General features: G+C 62.9%; 12 protein-coding genes. 3 read left to right on the forward strand and 9 right to left on the reverse strand.

Annotated features, from left to right (window positions below):
- Window positions 1-72 precede the first annotated feature (72 nt).
- Window positions 73-999: a LysR family transcriptional regulator gene (locus tag VJR90_11405; protein HKV98077.1), complete on the reverse strand. Its 927-nt coding sequence runs from the start codon at window positions 997-999 to the stop codon at window positions 73-75.
- 125 nt (window positions 1000-1124) lie between these two features.
- On the opposite strand from VJR90_11405, the gene VJR90_11410 reads away from it, so the two are divergent.
- Together VJR90_11410 and VJR90_11415 are read left to right on the forward strand one after the other, a co-directional pair.
- The gene (locus VJR90_11410; GenBank protein HKV98078.1) at window positions 1125-1592 is read left to right on the forward strand and encodes a carboxymuconolactone decarboxylase family protein; all 468 of its coding nucleotides are present in this window, start codon (window positions 1125-1127) and stop codon (window positions 1590-1592) included.
- Window positions 1589-2461, forward strand: coding sequence for a pirin family protein (locus VJR90_11415; GenBank protein HKV98079.1), 873 nt, complete (start codon window positions 1589-1591; stop codon window positions 2459-2461). Before VJR90_11410 ends, VJR90_11415 begins: the two co-directional genes overlap by 4 nt.
- 171 nt (window positions 2462-2632) lie before the next feature.
- Here the strand turns inward: VJR90_11415 and VJR90_11420 are convergent, their stop codons facing one another.
- The 8 genes from VJR90_11420 to VJR90_11455 all read right to left on the reverse strand — a co-directional run bounded on the left by VJR90_11420 (window position 2633) and on the right by VJR90_11455 (window position 15001).
- Window positions 2633-3586, reverse strand: coding sequence for a peptidylprolyl isomerase (locus VJR90_11420; GenBank protein HKV98080.1), 954 nt, complete (start codon window positions 3584-3586; stop codon window positions 2633-2635).
- Between the two features lie 75 nt (window positions 3587-3661).
- A complete protein-coding gene (locus VJR90_11425; GenBank protein ID HKV98081.1) occupies window positions 3662-5530 on the reverse strand; it encodes a peptidase M61 in 1869 nt (622 codons plus the stop codon).
- A gap of 93 nt (window positions 5531-5623) precedes the next feature.
- Entirely contained in the window at window positions 5624-7246 is a 1623-nt protein-coding gene (locus VJR90_11430) for a sulfotransferase (GenBank protein ID HKV98082.1), read from the reverse strand.
- A gap of 75 nt (window positions 7247-7321) precedes the next feature.
- Window positions 7322-10447: an efflux RND transporter permease subunit gene (locus tag VJR90_11435; GenBank protein HKV98083.1), complete on the reverse strand. Its 3126-nt coding sequence runs from the start codon at window positions 10445-10447 to the stop codon at window positions 7322-7324.
- A gap of 12 nt (window positions 10448-10459) precedes the next feature.
- Entirely contained in the window at window positions 10460-11539 is a 1080-nt protein-coding gene (locus VJR90_11440) for an efflux RND transporter periplasmic adaptor subunit (protein ID HKV98084.1), read from the reverse strand.
- Window positions 11524-13071, reverse strand: a complete 1548-nt coding sequence (locus VJR90_11445; GenBank protein HKV98085.1) for an efflux transporter outer membrane subunit — start codon at window positions 13069-13071, stop codon at window positions 11524-11526. Before VJR90_11445 ends, VJR90_11440 begins: the two co-directional genes overlap by 16 nt.
- Before the next feature lie 49 nt (window positions 13072-13120).
- Window positions 13121-13723: a TetR/AcrR family transcriptional regulator gene (locus VJR90_11450; protein HKV98086.1), complete on the reverse strand. Its 603-nt coding sequence runs from the start codon at window positions 13721-13723 to the stop codon at window positions 13121-13123.
- A 15-nt stretch (window positions 13724-13738) separates the two neighbouring features.
- Window positions 13739-15001: a TolC family outer membrane protein gene (locus tag VJR90_11455; protein ID HKV98087.1), complete on the reverse strand. Its 1263-nt coding sequence runs from the start codon at window positions 14999-15001 to the stop codon at window positions 13739-13741.
- A 157-nt stretch (window positions 15002-15158) separates the two neighbouring features.
- On the opposite strand from VJR90_11455, the gene VJR90_11460 reads away from it, so the two are divergent.
- Complete coding sequence (locus tag VJR90_11460; GenBank protein HKV98088.1) at window positions 15159-16226, forward strand: HlyD family secretion protein; 1068 nt, start codon at window positions 15159-15161, stop codon at window positions 16224-16226.
- The last annotated feature ends 26 nt before the right edge of the window (window positions 16227-16252 follow it).

Raw genomic sequence — 16252 nt, forward strand, 5'->3', positions numbered from 1 at the left:
CTCGAACAGGTTGGAGGGGAAAATCAGGCGGCCAAGTATTACGTGCCGGCACAGAACTATGCAAACCAGGCGTTAACCGGACTTTGCTCCGGCGGCACATTCGGCCGCGGCCGCGTGCAGAAGTTCCGCCAACCTGCGTGCTCCCGGCCCGGCGTATTCGCGGTCCGCGAAAATGAGGTAAAGGTCCGCGAAGCGCTCGCCGCCCGCCTGCAGGCGCAGTGGCTTGAGTGCACCGGAAGCCAGCTCCTCGCGCACCACCTCTTCCGGGTACCACGCAAACCCCAGTCCCATGCGCGCCGCGCGGATGGATGTCGCCTTGTGGCTCACCGTCCAGCGCGCCTCGGCCGCCAACCAGCCCGCGTCGCGCTTGCGCGCAGCGCCGGAATCGCGGATCACCAGTTGCCGATGGCGGCGCAAATCCTGCTCGCTGAGTGCGCGGTCGAGCTGCTGCAGCGGATGGTCGGGCGAGGTGACCGCCACAAAGCGCAGGCGCACCAGCGGATCGCCGAGAAAACCCTGCGGCACGAACGGCGCAATCACCAGGTCCGCGCGGCGTTCGAGCAGCGCCTCCTCGGTACCACCCAGCACAGTCTCAAACAGCTCGATGCGCGTGGCCGGCCGCTCGGCGCTGAATTTGCCGAGTGCCTGAAGCAGCAGCCAGGTGGGAAAGGCCGTGTCCACGGCCAAGCGCAGCTCGGCTTCGCCGCCGCCCGCGAGTTCGCCCGCCACGGACTCCAGGGCGGCAGCGGATTCGAGCAATTCGCCGGCGCGGCGGTAAAGCACGCGCCCCGCGTTTGTGAGCACCGCCTTGCGCCCCTTGACTTCAAATGCGCGCACGCCGAGCACGCGCTCAAGCTTCTGCACCGCGTAAGTCACGGCCGACTGGCTCTTGTGCAGGCGCTCGGCGGCCGCGGCGTAGCTCCCTGCATCCACCACAGCGCGCAGCGCCCGCCATTGTTCGAGCTGTACCCGTGGTGCTCTGGAATCGATATTTGCCATATCAATCGTATTAACTGATAGGTTTGAGCATAATTTTCGGCTTTTTTATCGATTTATCAAATCATACACTATGCCGTGACAGCCTGAATCATCCGGAGAGCCGCAACTGACAGAGGAGAAACACCATGGAACAGAGACTCGATTACGTGAAAGCGTCGGCCGGCGCATTCAAGGCCATGCGCGACCTGCAGCAATACGTGGAAACCAGCGGCCTCGAGCATTCGCTCATGGAGCTGGTGAAAATGCGCGCTTCGCAGATCAACGGCTGCGCCCATTGCCTCGACATGCACAGCAAGGACGCACGCGCGGCCGGCGAAACAGAACAGCGCCTGTACACGCTTGACGCCTGGCGCGAAACACCGTTCTACTCGCCACGCGAACGCGCGGCGCTCGCCTGGACGGAAGCCCTGACGCGCATCCGCAAGGGTGTGTCCGATGAGCTTTACGCCGAGGTGCGCAAACACTTCAGCGAAAAGGAAATCGTGGACCTGTCGTTGTGCATCATCGCCATCAACGGCTGGAACCGGCTCGCCATCCCGTTCCGCACCAAGGTCGGCGATTACAAACCCGGCGCTTACCGGAAAACCGCATGAACTACCGAAAACTCACACAGGTGATCAACGCCCTGCCCACTTCCGACGGTGCCGGTGTCAAGTTGCGCCGCAGTCTCGGCAGCCGGCAGGATGCGCGCCTGGATCCGTTCCTGATGCTGGACGAATTCGGCACGGAAAACCCGAACGATTACATCGCCGGGTTTCCCGACCATCCGCACCGCGGCTTCGAAACCGTGACCTACATGCTCGACGGCCGCATGCAGCACCGCGACCATCTCGGTCACGTCGGCAATCTCGGCCCGGGCAGCGTGCAGTGGATGACCGCGGGACGCGGCGTAATCCACTCGGAAATGCCGCAACAGGACCACGGCCGCATGCGCGGTTTCCAGTTGTGGATCAACCTGCCCAAGGCGGAAAAGATGAAGCCGGCGCATTACCGCGACATCCCGGCCGCGGAGATGCCGCCGGTTGCATTGCCCGCAGGCGGAGACGTCAAGGTCATCGCCGGCGCAACTTCGGTGGGCGGGAAACGCTTTGAAGGTCCGATCAATTCGTCGCGTGCACCGCTTTCCACCGACCCGTTGTATCTGGATGTCCGGCTGGACCCCGGCGCGCGCTTCGAGCAGCCGATTACGGCCGGCTACAACGCCTTCATCTATATATATGAAGGCGGCGCGTCGGTGGGTGACGATGCGGAGCTGCTCGCAACCCATGCCGCCGGATTGTTCGGCACCGAAGGCGACGCGGTATCGATACGCGCGGGCGCCGAGGGCGCGCGCTTCCTGCTGCTCGCCGGCAAGCCGTTGCGCGAACCGATGGTCCAATACGGCCCGTTCGTGATGAACACGCGCGAAGAGATCGAGCAGGCAATCCGCGATTACCAGTCGGGCCAATTTATCACGGGTTAACGAGAGGGCTATGTGTTATCCGGGCGCTGAGCCGCGCCGGGTCGGAACTGAACTGAACGGAAAACGGCCCCAACGGGGCCGTTTTCTTTTTTGCGCAGCCCGCTTCGAGCCGGGCGGCAAGCTGCCGCGCTGGGTGCAGTGTCAAGTTCGGCCCAGGTTACCGGCTACCCGCTATTTCGTCTTGGCGAAGTTGGATACCGCGCGCACCGGCAACGGCACGTTGCAGACATCTATCTTGCCGGCCTTGTAGTGGAACCATGGGTTGCTGCGGTTGCGCCGCGATTCGACCAGCGCGGCAAAGGTCGGAGTGTCGGTACGTAACACCTCGAGGTGCAGGCGTTCGGAGGGCGACAGGTCGGATGCCAATCGGACACGCAGGATTTGCGTCGCATGCGCGGGATTCCGGTAAAAACCCAGTGGTCCATTTCCGCGCGGCAAAGCAGAAAGAAAATGCATGCCTTGCACAACGCGGCCGACCAGCGCGACGTTGCGGTCGAGGTGGCGCGGCGCTTGACCGATGACGGCGTAGAGTTCGGTGCCGGGGCCGGAATCGGGTGCATTGTCACGACCGGCACCGACCATGCCGTAGCAATGCACCAGCCAGGTGCTGCCGGTTTTGGGGTCGCGCGCCGCCGGGAACCCGTCGCTGAATCCGACTTCAGGTGCATACACGTCGCCATCGGGCAGGCGGGTGAAGGGCAAACCGGGCGCGATGCCACGCTCGAATTCCGCCGGCAGCGTCGCCTTGGCCTTGCCGAGTGAACGTGGCGGATGGCGCGGGTGCTCCGCCTCGGCCGCGGGGTCGCCCCATTGAGTCACATAGTCGTCTTGCACTCGCAGGATCGCCAGTCCGTCCCAGTAGTGTTCGTGTGCGAGCGTGCGGATGTTGGCGACGTGCAGTGGCGCGTATGTCGAGTCGAGCTCGATCACCACGCGGCCTTGTGGCAGATCCATGTAAAGCGTGTCTTCCGGGTTCAAGACACGCCAATCCGATGGCTTGGATTCCTTCAGTATCTGCCCCATCGTTGAAGCGGATAGCGCGGTCAGATTCTCGGCGGCGAGTGCCGCGCCGGGTGTAACCAGAACGGCAGCCAGCGCGCTCGCACACAACACGCATCGGATCATGGGTGGTACTCCTGCAATGGTTGGTTTGGCCGCACGCCGAAGCGGATCGGCCCGCTCGGGTCCGTTTAGAACACTCTAGCTCCGGGGAGCAATGATGCCGTCAAGATAATCCTCGGCGCCCTCAAGGCGTTCAAGACGCGGGTGTTGCAGGCCGTCGTGATAATCCACCGCCAGCGTGCGGTATTCGTCCTGGTTTTTCAGCAGCAACTCGATGGGCGCGCTCTGGTTCCTGGCGTCGGTAATCGCATCTTTCAGCACTTCGGGTTTGTAGGCGTGGCCGTTGACGGCCACCAGGATGCTGCCGGACGACACGCCCGCCTTGAACGCCGGGCCGTCCCAGCGCACATCGGTGATGCGGTTGTCCTGCTCCTCGAGCCGCAGGCCGATGGAATACGCAAAGTTCACCAGCTTGCGGCCACTCTGCGCGTTTTTCTCGAACTCGCTCTCCTGATCGGTGTAAACCAGTCTCCACCCGCTGGCCTCGATGGCATTGAGCGGCGGCGCGTGGGCATCGAGCCGCGCGCGCAGAAACTCTTCCCAGTCGAACGGCTGCACAGTGTTGAGTGTGCGCACGATGTCCTCAAACACATAGGTCCGGGTAATGACGCTGCCATCGTCCACACCGAAGAACGCGCGTGCGAAATCGTCCAGCGATTTCTTGCCGGCGGTGCGCGCACGGATTTGGGCGTCCGCTTCCAGCCACATAAGCTGGCCGGCGCTGTAGTATTCCTCGCTCATCTGCCAGCTGCGATACGCCAACGCCGCACGCTGTGCGATGCTCGGATCGTTGGTGGTGTCCTGGATGCTGCGCCAGCCGAATCCGGGGCGGTTGCGGTCGTAGTTGGCCGCCACGAGCGCCAGCGCATCGCGGAACTCCTGCGGCGACCACAGGCCAGAGCGCGCGGCGAGCACAAAGCCCCAGTACTGGGTCTGGCCCTCGTACAGCCACAACAACGAATCGCCCATGGGCACGTTGAAGTTCGGCGTCCACAGATCGGCAGGACGGCGGAACTTGCCGTTCCAGGAATGCGTGTATTCATGGGCCAACAGGTCGCGTTCCGGCGCGCGCTTGCCCCATTCCGTGAAATAGTCGCTGTGCGTGCCGTTTTCGCTCGACTGGTGATGTTCGACGCCTTTGCGGCCCAGCTGCTCGGAAAGCGACACCAGAAAAACGTAGTGCCGATAGTGCTGCGAACCGAACAGGCGCGTGGCCTGAGTCACCAGCGCACGATGCACTTGCAACTGGGGCACGCTGATCTCGAGATGCTTGGGCGCATCCGCCACCAGATTCAGGTGCACCGGTATCCCGGCGCCCGGCGCCAGGTCCACGCGCTTGAACCAGCGCCCAGCATAGAGGGGCGAATCCACCAGCGTATCCAGCGGCGTCGGTTTGAAGGTCACGCTCGCACCGGATTGCGCCTCGATTTCAAGCGCAGTCCCGAACTGCCAGCCTTGCGGCAGTTTGACTTGCGGCTGGAACGTGATGCCGCGCGCATAGTGACCGGCGGGATACAGGACCAGAGTGTTCCACACGAGATTCAGCATGTGGTCGGCCATCTCGATTTGGCCTTCACCCGCTCCGCGCGCGGACAGGTATTGATAGTCGAGCTCGATCCCGGAAATACCGTGCGACACCTCGACATGGAACGCATGCACGTCGTACGGGTCGCGCGTCCAGGCCAGCGGCTTGCCATGGGCGGTGATTTTGAGACCCGCAAGCTTGGCGATCGGTCCGGCCGGCTCGTGAAAACCCGGGATCCATTTGGGATACAGCAGCGTGAGTGCACCGGGACTCACTGGAACGACGGCATGCGCGCGAAAAATGCCCTGCGCGGTGTCGCTCGCATCCACCGCGAGCCGGATAATGCCGGGATAAGGCGTGTCCTGGGGTGGGGGAACTCTGGATTGTGCGGGGTAGGCGTTGTTCTGGCTTGTTGTTGTCATGCTGAACACTTTAGGGCTGCCGGCCACCGGCATCAAGAGGGCAACGTCTGCGCAGCTTCACGTCCGGCGCCGGCGCAGCACATACGCTGCCCATCAGAGCGCGTAGCCGAAGCGCTCGCACCAGGGACGCAATTTTTCGAGATGCGGCTCAAGATATTTCCGGTAGCGCTGCCAGCGATCGCGCGAGCTCTGATACACAGGGCGGCTCACTTGTGCATAACTCGCGCTTTTGATGTTGCCGCGTTCCGGCACATGCTCGGCGTGCCGCAGTACTTCCGCCGACCAGCTTACGTCCAGAAATTCCAGCAGCGGGCGCAAGTTCGCCTCTGGATTGTCGAGCAGATCTTCGTAGCGGATCTGATGACAATTCAGAGGCAGCACCTCGCGGTAGCGCTGCCACAGTGACATGACCTTGCAATACAGATCCACGCTGCTCTGCATACGCGTGAAATGCACGGTTCCGGAATTCAGCTCCAGGCTGGTCATGAAGCATGACAACACCACGTCACAGGGATGGCGCAACATGAAAATAATCCGTGCACCCGGAAAAATCCGCTGCACCATTCCCAGATGCACGGTCAGGAACGGGGATTTGTCCACGATGCGTCGGCGCTCGCCCTCCGCAAGGGCCGCGGCATTGAAATAGCTTTGTCTGACTTGCGTGTGTTGCTCATGCGTCAAATCTCTCAGGGCCTCCGGGTATCCGCCCGGAAACTGGGTCAGGGTCGTAACCATGGCCTGTTCCGTCGCGCGCTCCTCGAGCACCGCGATGTCCGGGTGCCCTTCCAGCATGCTGTCGAGCAGCGTGGTGCCGGAACGGGGGAATCCGACGAGAAACGCCGGAGCCGGCGCTTTGAGGGCACCCGGCAGTGCCCGCCACGCCGCCACCCACTCCGGGGTAAAGCGCGTGTGCAGTCCCTGAATCTGCAGCAGGAAATCCTGCCCGTCCTTGAACGCATGCGGCGCGGCCTGCTCGGCCAACCGGTTAGCGCGTTCTGCGTGCGCCCAGGCGAGATCCGCGGTGCCGAGCGCATCCGCACACAGTGCGATCTCATAGCCCGCGTCGCGGCGCAGGGCCACGGTGCCACCTTGCGCGAGCGGTTCAAGCTGCGCCTGCGCCTGGAGGAATTCGCCCCGGCGCCGCAGGCAGCGTCCGCGCACCAGGCGCAACATTACGTCCTGCGGACGCAGCGCCAGACCCTGTTCCGCCATGCGTTCGGCTTCGGCCACCCGGTTACTCTGCTCGCTGAGCAGCGCAAGATTGCCCCAAGCCCCCGCGTGCTCCGGAGTCTGTTGCAAGGCGCGCGCGAAACACTCGCGCGCCGCGGCCACATCGCCGCGCCGCCACAGGATGGAACCGAGAATGTCCACGACGTCGGTCAACTGCGGATCCAAGGCCAGCGCCGCGCGCGCCGCGCGTTCCGCTTCATCCAGCCGCCAAGCGCGAAACAGCATGAGCGCATGCGCGCCGAGCAGCTTGGGATCCTGAGCGTTGAGTTTCAGCGCCTGTTCCAGACAGCCCAACGCGTTTGCAGTGTCGCCCCGGTCCGCAAGGATCAATCCGAGCAGATGCAGCACGTGTGCCTGCCCAGGCTCGCGCCTGAGAAGCTCCACGCACATGGCCTCCGCCTCTGGATAACGCCGCTCGCGAAACAGCACCAGTGCCTGCTCAAATCCCGGTGTTGCGCGTGGCGGAATGGTGAATTCAAGATTCATGCATGATCCCCATGATGCAAGTTGGCCCCGGCAACAAACCTTGCCGGCACAATGCGCGTGCTTTACCTTTGCGAGCTACCCGGACAACTCCGCGCCCTGGTCGGCTCCCGAACGATGTGCAGTCGCACCGGAGACCAGCGCTTTCTTCGGTTTTGCCGTGGCCACGTAAGTGTAAATCACCGGCACCACGTACAGCGAAAACAGCGCGCCGATGGTGAGGCCAGTGGCAATTACCAAGCCCATGTCGAAACGGCTCACGGCACCGGGGCCGGTGGCCGCGAGCAGCGGCACTACGCCGAACACCATGGCGCCGGTGGTCATGAGGATCGGCCGCAAGCGGATGCTCGAGGCTTTCTCCACCGCCGCGCGCCGGTCCAGACCTTCATCTTCCTGAATCACGTTGGCAAATTGCACAATCAGGATGCTCTGCTTGGTGATCAGGCCAATCAGCGTTACCAGACCGACTTCGGTGTAGATGTTGAGCGTGGCCGCGCCCGCGAACAGGAATGCCAGCGCACCGAACACCGACATGGGCACGGCAATCAGCACGATCACCGGATCACGGAAGCTTTCGAATTGGCCCGCGAGCAGCAGGAATACCAGCAGGATTGAAAGCCCGAAAGTGAAGATCACGGTATTGCCCTGCTGGATGAACTGGCGCGACTGGCTGGCGTAATCAAAACTGAAGCTCTTGGGCAGCAACGTGGTGGTGAGGTTGCGCAGGGTATCCAGTGCCTGACCGAGGGTTACGCCCGGCGCCATGGTCCCCTGGAGGGTGGCGGAATTGAGCTGCTGGAACTGCGGCAGAAATTCCGGCTGTACCGTATGCTTGATACTCACCACAGTAGAAAGCGGCACCAGTTGACCAGCGGCGGTGCGGATGTAATAGGCCCGGAGCGCATCGGCATTGGCACGCGCGGTGTCCGCCACCTGCGGAATGATCTCGTAGCTGTGGCCGGACATGTCGAACAGGCCGATATAGTTCTCGCTCAGCAGCGGACTCAGGTCGTTACCAATATCGCTCATGCTGATGCCGAGATTGGCGGCGACATTGCGATTCACGTCCAGCACGATCTGCGGGTTGTCAAAGCGCAGGTCGGTGGTCAGAAACGCAAACTGGCCGCTCTTCATGGCGGCTCCGATGAGCCTGCCGGCGGCGGCATTGATCTGCGCGTAGTCGGCTGTGGAGGTCAACACGAATTGGATGGGCAGCCCGCCGGCCGAACCCGGTAGCGTGGGCTTGGCGAACGCCACCGCCTGGAGACCTGTGATCTGATTCAGTTTCTGCTGCACCAGCGGCATGACCTGCATCTGGGTGCGCGAGCGCTGGCTCCAGTCCTTCATGTTGCTGCCGGCGATCACCGTGTTATTGCCACCGCCCCCAAACGAAATCCCGTTGATCTGGAAGACATGCGCAGTTTCCGGGAAACTTTTCAGAATCTTGCGGATTTGTATGGCGTATTTGTCCAGATAGCCCAGGGTCGCGGTGGCCGGCCCCGTACCCTGTACCAGTATCAAACCTTGATCCTCGGTCGGCGCCAGTTCGCTCTGGGTCAACACGAACATCAGCGGAATGCTCACCAGCACACAGGCCGCTACCAGCAAGACCAGCGGGCGGAAATTCAGCACCGCGTGCAGCGACCGGTCATAGACCTCGCGCAGACGCAGAAAGCCTTGTTCCAGCCAATGGCTCAGGCCCTTGGATGGCGTATGCCGCAGCACCCTGGAACTCAGCATCGGCGTCAAGGTCAGCGCCACGATCATCGAGATCACCACGGTCGCCACCAGCGTAAAGGCGAACTCGGTGAACAGACTGCCGGTCAGGCCGCCCATGAAACCGATGGGGATGAATACCGCCACCAGCGTGGTGGCCATGACGATGATGGGGCTCGCGAGTTCCCGCGCACCACGCAGTGCCGCTTCCATCGGAGGGATGCCCCCGTCAATGTGCCGGTGGATGTTTTCCACCACGATGATGGCGTCGTCCACCACCAGGCCGATGGCCAACACGATTGCCAGCAGCGTCAGCAGATTGATGGTGAAACCCAGCGCCAGCATGATGATGCCGGCGCCCACAATCGAGAGCGGGATCGCGACTGCCGGTAACAGCAGTGAGCGCAACGAACCCAAAAACAGGAAAATCACGATCACCACCACGACCAGGGTGATAAGAATCGTGATGAGTACTTCATGGATGGATGCCGTGATATAGGTGCTGCCATCCACCACGACGGCGGCGTGCATTCCCGGCGGCAGCGAGCTTTGCAGCTCCTTGAATACCTTGTGGACGCCGGCGGACACGTCGAGATCGTTGGCGTCGGGCGCGGGTTGCACCCCGATGAATACGGCCGGGACGCCGTCGGCGAACACCGCGGAGTTGTAGTTTTCGGCGCCGAGTGTCACGTCGGCAACGTCTTTGAGACGAATGACGGTGTTGCCGACGTTCTTGACCACCAGGTTCTGGAACTGCGCCAGATTGTCGAGCGAAGTCGTGGCGGTGATGGTCACCTGCTTCTGCAGGTTGCGCGTGCTACCGACCGCGGAGATGAAATTGTTGGCCTGCAAGGCAGCAGACACATCCGCCGCGGTGATGCCGCGCGCCGCCATGGCCACGGGCTTGAGCCAGGCGCGCAGGGCAAACGCGTTGCCGCTCGGGCCGATGCCGGCCGGCACAATCTGTGCTTGGCTCACGCCGCTGACACCCTGAATCGCGGGTTGCGCCACGCGCAGCACATAGTCATTGATCTGCTGCTGGCTCAGGGTCTTGCCGGAAAATGCCAGGTACATGAGCGCCGTGGTGCCGCCCACGGTCTCATTGATGACCGGCTGTTGGCTGGCGGCCGGCAACTGGTTCTTGACCTGGTCCACCTTGGACATGATCTGGGAAATGGCGGCGTTGGGATCGTAGTTCAGGCGCATGTACACCGAAATCGTGGACAGGCCTTGGGCACTGCTGCCGGCCATGTAATCAATGCCGGGAGCGCTGGCAATGACTTGCTGCAGCGGCGAAGTTATAAACGCCTTGACAGTATCGGGACTTGCGCCGGGATAAGCGGTGGTCACGGTCACCACCGTGGTGACCACGGTGGGATATTCGCGCACTGTCATCCCCAGCCAGGCGCGCAGGCCAAGCAGCAGGATCACCAGGCTCACGGCGCTTGCCAGCACCGGTCGGCGGATGAAGATGTCAGTGAATTTCACGTGTGCGGCAGCTCAGGGTTGCACACTGTTGTTGACGGCGATAGCCGCACCATCGCGCAGCTTTTCCTGACCGGCGGTGACCACGACCTCGCCGGCTTTCAGGCCCGAAGCAATGAGCGCCAAACCCCCGCGCTGGTCCTCGACCTGCACCACGCGTTGCTGCACAACCGATTGACCGTTCTTCGGTTCGACCACGTACACGTAATCACCGAAAGTGTTGTAGCTGACGGCGGTATCGGGCACCACCACGCCGTGCAGTTCATGACCGACCGCCAACTGCACGCTGCCGTACATTCCGGGGCGCAACAAATCATGCGCATTCGCGAGCGTGGCCTGCAGGGTGATGTTGCGCGTGACGGGATCCACCTGCGAACCGATGGCGGTCACCCGCCCCTCGAAGGATTTGCCCGGATAGGCATTGACCGCGAAGACGACCTTCTGACCGGAGGCGATTTCACTCACCGAGCTTTGCGGCAGCGAGAAATCCAGCAGCAGCGGAGCGTAGCTCTGCACATCCACGATGGCTGTACCCGGTGATACATATTGGCCGAGGCTCACGGCGCGAATGCCGGCCACGCCGGCAAACGGCGCGCTGATGTGCAATTTGCTGAGCGTGGCCTGATCGCCCTCCACCACCGCCTGTGCGGCCGCGGCAGCGGCTTCGGCGGTTTGCAGATCCGATTGGCTGGCGGCGTGCGCGGCGTAAAGTTTGCGGGTACGCGCCAGCGTGTTTTGGGCGAGTGTCAGCCTGGCCTGATCCGCGTGCAGTTGCGCGCGCTGACTGGAATCATCCAGGCGCACCAGCAATTGACCTTTGCGCACATGCGCGCCGGACCGGAATGCAATCTCAGTCACGTTGCCGGCAATCTGGGCGGTGATTTCGGTGCCCGCCACCGCCTCCAGGCTGCCCACGACGTTGACTTCGGGACTCCAGGGCTGCGTATGTGCCACAGCTGTGGACACCGCAATCGGCGGAAAACTGCGGTGCAGCGCGGCCGCAGCGGCGCGATGCTTGGCATAGAACTTGCCGCCGAACAGGCCGCCGAACAGGACAATCAACGCCACAATCACGATGATCAGTTGCTTGCGCATTGCTGTTCTCCACAGACCCGTTCATCACTGGAAGATGCCCATGCGCCGCCGCCCAGCACCAGATACAGTGCCGCGGTGTCGGCAAAGCGCTGCGCTTGCGCCTGCACATAGGCAATGCGTGCATTCTGGTACTGCATTTCGCTGGTGAGCAGGCTCAAGTAATCGACCGCGCCGCTCTGATACTGGATACGCACCAGCGCAAATGCCTGTTGCGCGGACTGCAGGGCGCGCCCTTCGGCATCGAGCGCGGCGGAGTCATGCTGCAGGGCGCGCAGCACGTCGGCAACATTGCGAAAGGCGCCCAATACGGTGCTCTGGTAATTGGCGAATACCGCCCGATACGCGGCCTCGGCCGCATGTTCCTTCGCCTGCAGCGCGCCACCTTCAAACAACGGCAACACCAGACTTGCAGCCAAGTTCCAGATGCGGCTTGCGGGATCGAAGAGCTGGCCGCCGTTGTTGCTCTGGTCGCCGAAATTTCCGGTGAGTTCCAGGTTCGGATACGTGCGCGCGACGGCTTCGCCCACTTGGGCATTGGCGGCACGCAGTTGTGCCTCCGCGGCGCGAATATCGGGCCGCTCGCGCACCAGCGTCGAAGGCAGGCTCACCGGCAAGGTCGCTGGCAGGTGCAGATCGCCCAGCGCCAGCGCATGCAAGTCGCCGGACTCCGACGGGAATTCTCCGAGATACGTCGCGAGCAGGTGCCGCGCCGCGTCGCGCGCCTGTTCAAGCTGCGACAGGCGCGCTTCGCTCGCGGCGAGCTGGCTATCCTGGGTAAGCACATCGAACTGCGACGCCGCGCCCAGGCGGTACTGGGTGCGTGCGAGATCCAGAATCTGGCGTTGATCGCTGATGGTCTGTTCGGTGGCCGCGACTTCTTCATTGAGCGCCGCCAGATCCAGCGCGGTATTCACCACGTTGCCTTCGATGGTCAGACGCGCCGCCGCGAGTTGATCGCGGGCCACATCCACCTGCGCCTGCTCACCGCGCGTCACCAAGCGGTTCAGCCCGAATACATCCGGGTAATAGCTGACGGACACCTGACCGGTATAAAGGTTGTACAGCTGGGAGCCGGCGGCGCCGCCGCTGGCGGCGCCTGATGTCCGGGTGCGCTCGCCGGCCAAGCCCAGCGACACTTGTGGATAGAACACGCCCTGGGCGGCCTTGAGGTTGTATCGAGCTTGTTCCAGCGTTGCCTGCGCAGCGGCCAGATCAGGGTTGTGCCGGAGCGCCTGCGCCACGAGCTGATCGAGATCGGATGAGCCAAAATCTTTCCACCACTCCGCATCGACCGCGCCGCCGTATTCGAGGTGCTGGCCACCCGCCACCGCACCGGATGCCGCCGCAGCCGGCGCAAGCGTGGTGGCAACCGGCGTGGCGGTGTAAGCCTTGGTCGCAGGCGGCGGCGGTGACCTGTAGGTCGGACCAACCGCACATCCCGTCAACGCCAGCACCAGCACGGCACCCAGCATTCTGCGTGCCGCACGCGCGACACGTACGCCGCAAACCGCACACAGGAACCGGTTTTTCATTTTTTGGCTAGTGTCCGGAAAAATCGCGCACCCACGCGCCATCGCCGATTCAGGGCGCGCAGGCACGCATGATCAGGGATACGGCATTGCTGATGTATTGCTCGCGGGTTTCCGCATTGGGTATCGGTTCTACCCCGAGTTCGGAACGCAGACGGCAACTGGTGACCATGCTGATGAACTGTTCGGCCGTGACCTGGGGATTGTCCACCTTGAGCGTGCCACGCCGGTTTTGTTCCCTGAAATAGTCGGCGAGGAACTGGCGGATGACCGCCGGGCCGGATTGATAGAAGCTGCGGCCCAGCTCCGGAAAACGCGACACTTCCGCCATGAGTATGCGATGCAACGCGAGCTTGTCCTCGTCAAACACCATATCCATGAACCGCCGTGCAATGGAGCGCAGGGTTTTCTCCGGGTTCCCGTCTTTTGCCGCTTCAGCGAAGGCCAGGGTCATGGTGTCGCAGGTCTCGCGCACCATGGCGGCAAACAGCTCCTCCTTGGAGCCGAAATGGTTGTACACCGTCTGCTTGGATACTTTGGCCGCGTCGGCGATGGCATCCATGCTGGCCGCGCCAAAGCCCACCTCCAGAAACAGCTTTCTCGCAGCTTCCAGAATCGTTTCCCGTTTGCCGGGGTTATCGGCTGCCGCAGTCATGCCCATCACTCCCGGTCAGCCGCGCGGCTGGCCATTGTTCAGCTCCTGCAGATTCAAGGCATTGGCGGTCAGCTTGCCGGTCGCCGCCTGCAGGGCATAGGCGGCCACCAGCTGGTCGCGTTGCGCACGAATCTGATCCACGCGCGCATTCAGCAACTCCTGATCGGCATTCAGCACATCAATGGTGGTGCGCTCGCCTACGGCCTGCTCATCGCGCACGCCACGCGCAGCGATCTCCTCGGCTTGCACCTGGCTTTGGATCGCGGTCAGCCGGGCGTTGGCGGTCTGGTACGCCTGCCAGGCATTGATCGCCTCAAGCTGCGCCTGACGCTGTGCGTCAACGAGATCGTCCCGGCTGGCTTGGGCGCGTTGTTCGGCGGCGTGCTTTTGTGCGCTCAGTGCGCCGCCGGAATAAATGGGTACCGACAGCGTGAGCATGATGGAGCGGGTGTCTATGCGGCTGAAACCGATTTGCGGATCGCGGGCTTCGAGCAACTGGCCAGTGAGCGCGATTTGCGGGCGCTGTTGGCCAGCCGCCGCCTGTACCTGCTGGTCGGCGGCGTTCTGGGCAAAGCGCGCCGCCAGCACGGAAAAGTTCTGCGCGGAAAGTTGCACCGCTTGGGTCTCGCTTTCGGGGAGTGGTACCGGCAACGGCGGCTGCTCGAGTCCCTGTGGTTCGATGCCCACCACGCGCAGATACGCGGCGCGCGATTCGGTCAGCGAACCCCGCGCCTGGATGAGCGCGGCCTGCGCGCCTGCCACACGCGCCTCGGCCTGCGCGACATCGGTGTGCGTGACCTCGCCATTCTGGAATTCCGCCTGTGCGGCCTGCAGTTGCTGGTTGAGGACCACGAGATTGTTCTGATCAAGCTTGACGACCGCCTGATCGCGCAGCACGCCGCTGTAGGACTGCACGACCTGCATGAAGACCTGCTCTTCGGTGGCGCTCAGTTTCGCCTGCTGCGCGGACTGCGCTGCGCTCGCGGCGTTTACCTGCGCTGAAGTCTGCCCGCCGGTGTAAAGCGGTTGCGTGATAACCAGTCCGGCGGTGCGGGTGTTCTGCGGGTAGGTGCTGATCGGGAAAAACGGCGATGCCAAATCGGTATGGGCGGTGCCGACACCCGCCTCGAAATTGATCTGTGGCTTGTACCCGGCCTGGGCCGACTCCACGCCGAATCCCGCGGCACGCAGCTCGGCCTCGCCGGCCCGGATGGAAGCATTGCTGGCGTAAGCCTGGGCAAACGCCTGGCGCAACGTGCCGGCCAATGCGGATGGCATGAGTATCATGCTGGCCAATAGCACGGCGGCGGCATTCCATCTCAGCAAAGCGCGGGTCGGCCCTCTCTGACAGCTCAGGTTTGACATGAAATTCTCAAGTAATTAGACTAGACCGTCCAGTCCATTCTGCCAGCCTCCACCCGGGAAGTCAAAACACATGGTCAATTTCAAGAATCTTTTGGGCAATTCGCGCCTGCGCCGCCTGCTGCTCATGGTGGCGCTGCCGGTGATCATTATTCTTCTCGGCCTCTGGTACTGGGCACACACCTCACGTTACGTAAGCACGGACAACGCCTATGTGTACGCCAACCAGGTCAGCGTCACGCCACAGGTTTCGGGGCGCGTGATAACGGTGCCCGTGGTCCAGAACGAGGCCGTCATCCCCGGCCAAGTGCTGATCGAGATAGACCCGGCGCCGTTCAAGCTGGCGCTGGACGGCGACAATGCAAAACTGAAAACCGTGGGCGATCAGATCCGCGCCCAGACCCAGGCGCTGCGCGCCGCGCAAGCCGAACTGCAGGGTGCGCAAGCCAACGTCGCATTCCTGCAGCGCGAGGTGCAGCGCAAGACCAACCTCGCCAAAAGAGATGTGGTGCCTGCCGCGCAACTGGATGATATCAAGACCAATCTGACGATGGCGGAACAGAAAGCCGTGGCGGTCAAGGCACAGATTGCCCAGATCGAAGCCAACCTCGGCGGCAATGCAAGCCAGCCGATCACGCAACAGCCTGCTTACCAGCAGGCACTCGCAACGCGCGATAAGGCCGCGCTGGAACTTTCCTATACCACCATCAAGGCGGCCGCCGCGGGCGTGGTCACACAGGTCAGCGTCAAGCCCGGCGACGTGGTCACCGCGGGGCGCCCGGTGTTCGCGCTGGTCATGAGCGGCGACCGCTGGGTGGATGCCAACTTCAAAGAAACGCAGTTGACTCACGTGAAGGTCGGCGACCGCGCGGACATCAGCGTGGACACTTACCCGCACCACGAATGGCAAGGCACGGTGGTGAGCATCTCACCGGGCACCGGCTCGGTGTTTTCGGTGCTGCCACCGCAGAATGCCACCGGCAACTGGGTGAAAGTGGTACAGCGCATCCCGGTGCGCATTCTGATCGATACTCGTGCGGACGGTCCGGACCTGCGCGCCGGTATGAGCGCGGAAGTCACCATTGACACGCACTACAGCCTGTTCGGTGGCGCGCCCAAAGCCGGGATGGCACGCAATTAGTGAGCGCGCGCCGCACCTGCGCGGGC

The sequence above is a fragment of the Gammaproteobacteria bacterium genome, from assembly GCA_035279405.1.
In the GTDB taxonomy this organism is placed as follows: Bacteria; Pseudomonadota; Gammaproteobacteria; order Natronospirales; family REEB76; genus REEB76.

Bases quoted from the DNA above. Each gene is read 5' to 3' on its own strand.
- VJR90_11405 (HKV98077.1), bottom strand. From the start codon at position 999: ATGGCAAATATCGATTCCAGAGCACCACGGGTACAGCTCGAACAATGG.
- VJR90_11410 (HKV98078.1), top strand. From the start codon at position 1,125: ATGGAACAGAGACTCGATTACGTGAAAGCGTCGGCCGGCGCATTCAAG.
- VJR90_11415 (HKV98079.1), top strand. From the start codon at position 1,589: ATGAACTACCGAAAACTCACACAGGTGATCAACGCCCTGCCCACTTCC.
- VJR90_11420 (HKV98080.1), bottom strand. From the start codon at position 3,586: ATGATCCGATGCGTGTTGTGTGCGAGCGCGCTGGCTGCCGTTCTGGTT.
- VJR90_11425 (HKV98081.1), bottom strand. From the start codon at position 5,530: ATGACAACAACAAGCCAGAACAACGCCTACCCCGCACAATCCAGAGTT.
- VJR90_11430 (HKV98082.1), bottom strand. From the start codon at position 7,246: ATGAATCTTGAATTCACCATTCCGCCACGCGCAACACCGGGATTTGAG.
- VJR90_11440 (HKV98084.1), bottom strand. From the start codon at position 11,539: ATGCGCAAGCAACTGATCATCGTGATTGTGGCGTTGATTGTCCTGTTC.
- VJR90_11445 (HKV98085.1), bottom strand. From the start codon at position 13,071: ATGAAAAACCGGTTCCTGTGTGCGGTTTGCGGCGTACGTGTCGCGCGT.
- VJR90_11450 (HKV98086.1), bottom strand. From the start codon at position 13,723: ATGACTGCGGCAGCCGATAACCCCGGCAAACGGGAAACGATTCTGGAA.
- VJR90_11455 (HKV98087.1), bottom strand. From the start codon at position 15,001: ATGCCATCCGCATTGGCCGGCACGTTGCGCCAGGCGTTTGCCCAGGCT.
- VJR90_11460 (HKV98088.1), top strand. From the start codon at position 15,159: ATGGTCAATTTCAAGAATCTTTTGGGCAATTCGCGCCTGCGCCGCCTG.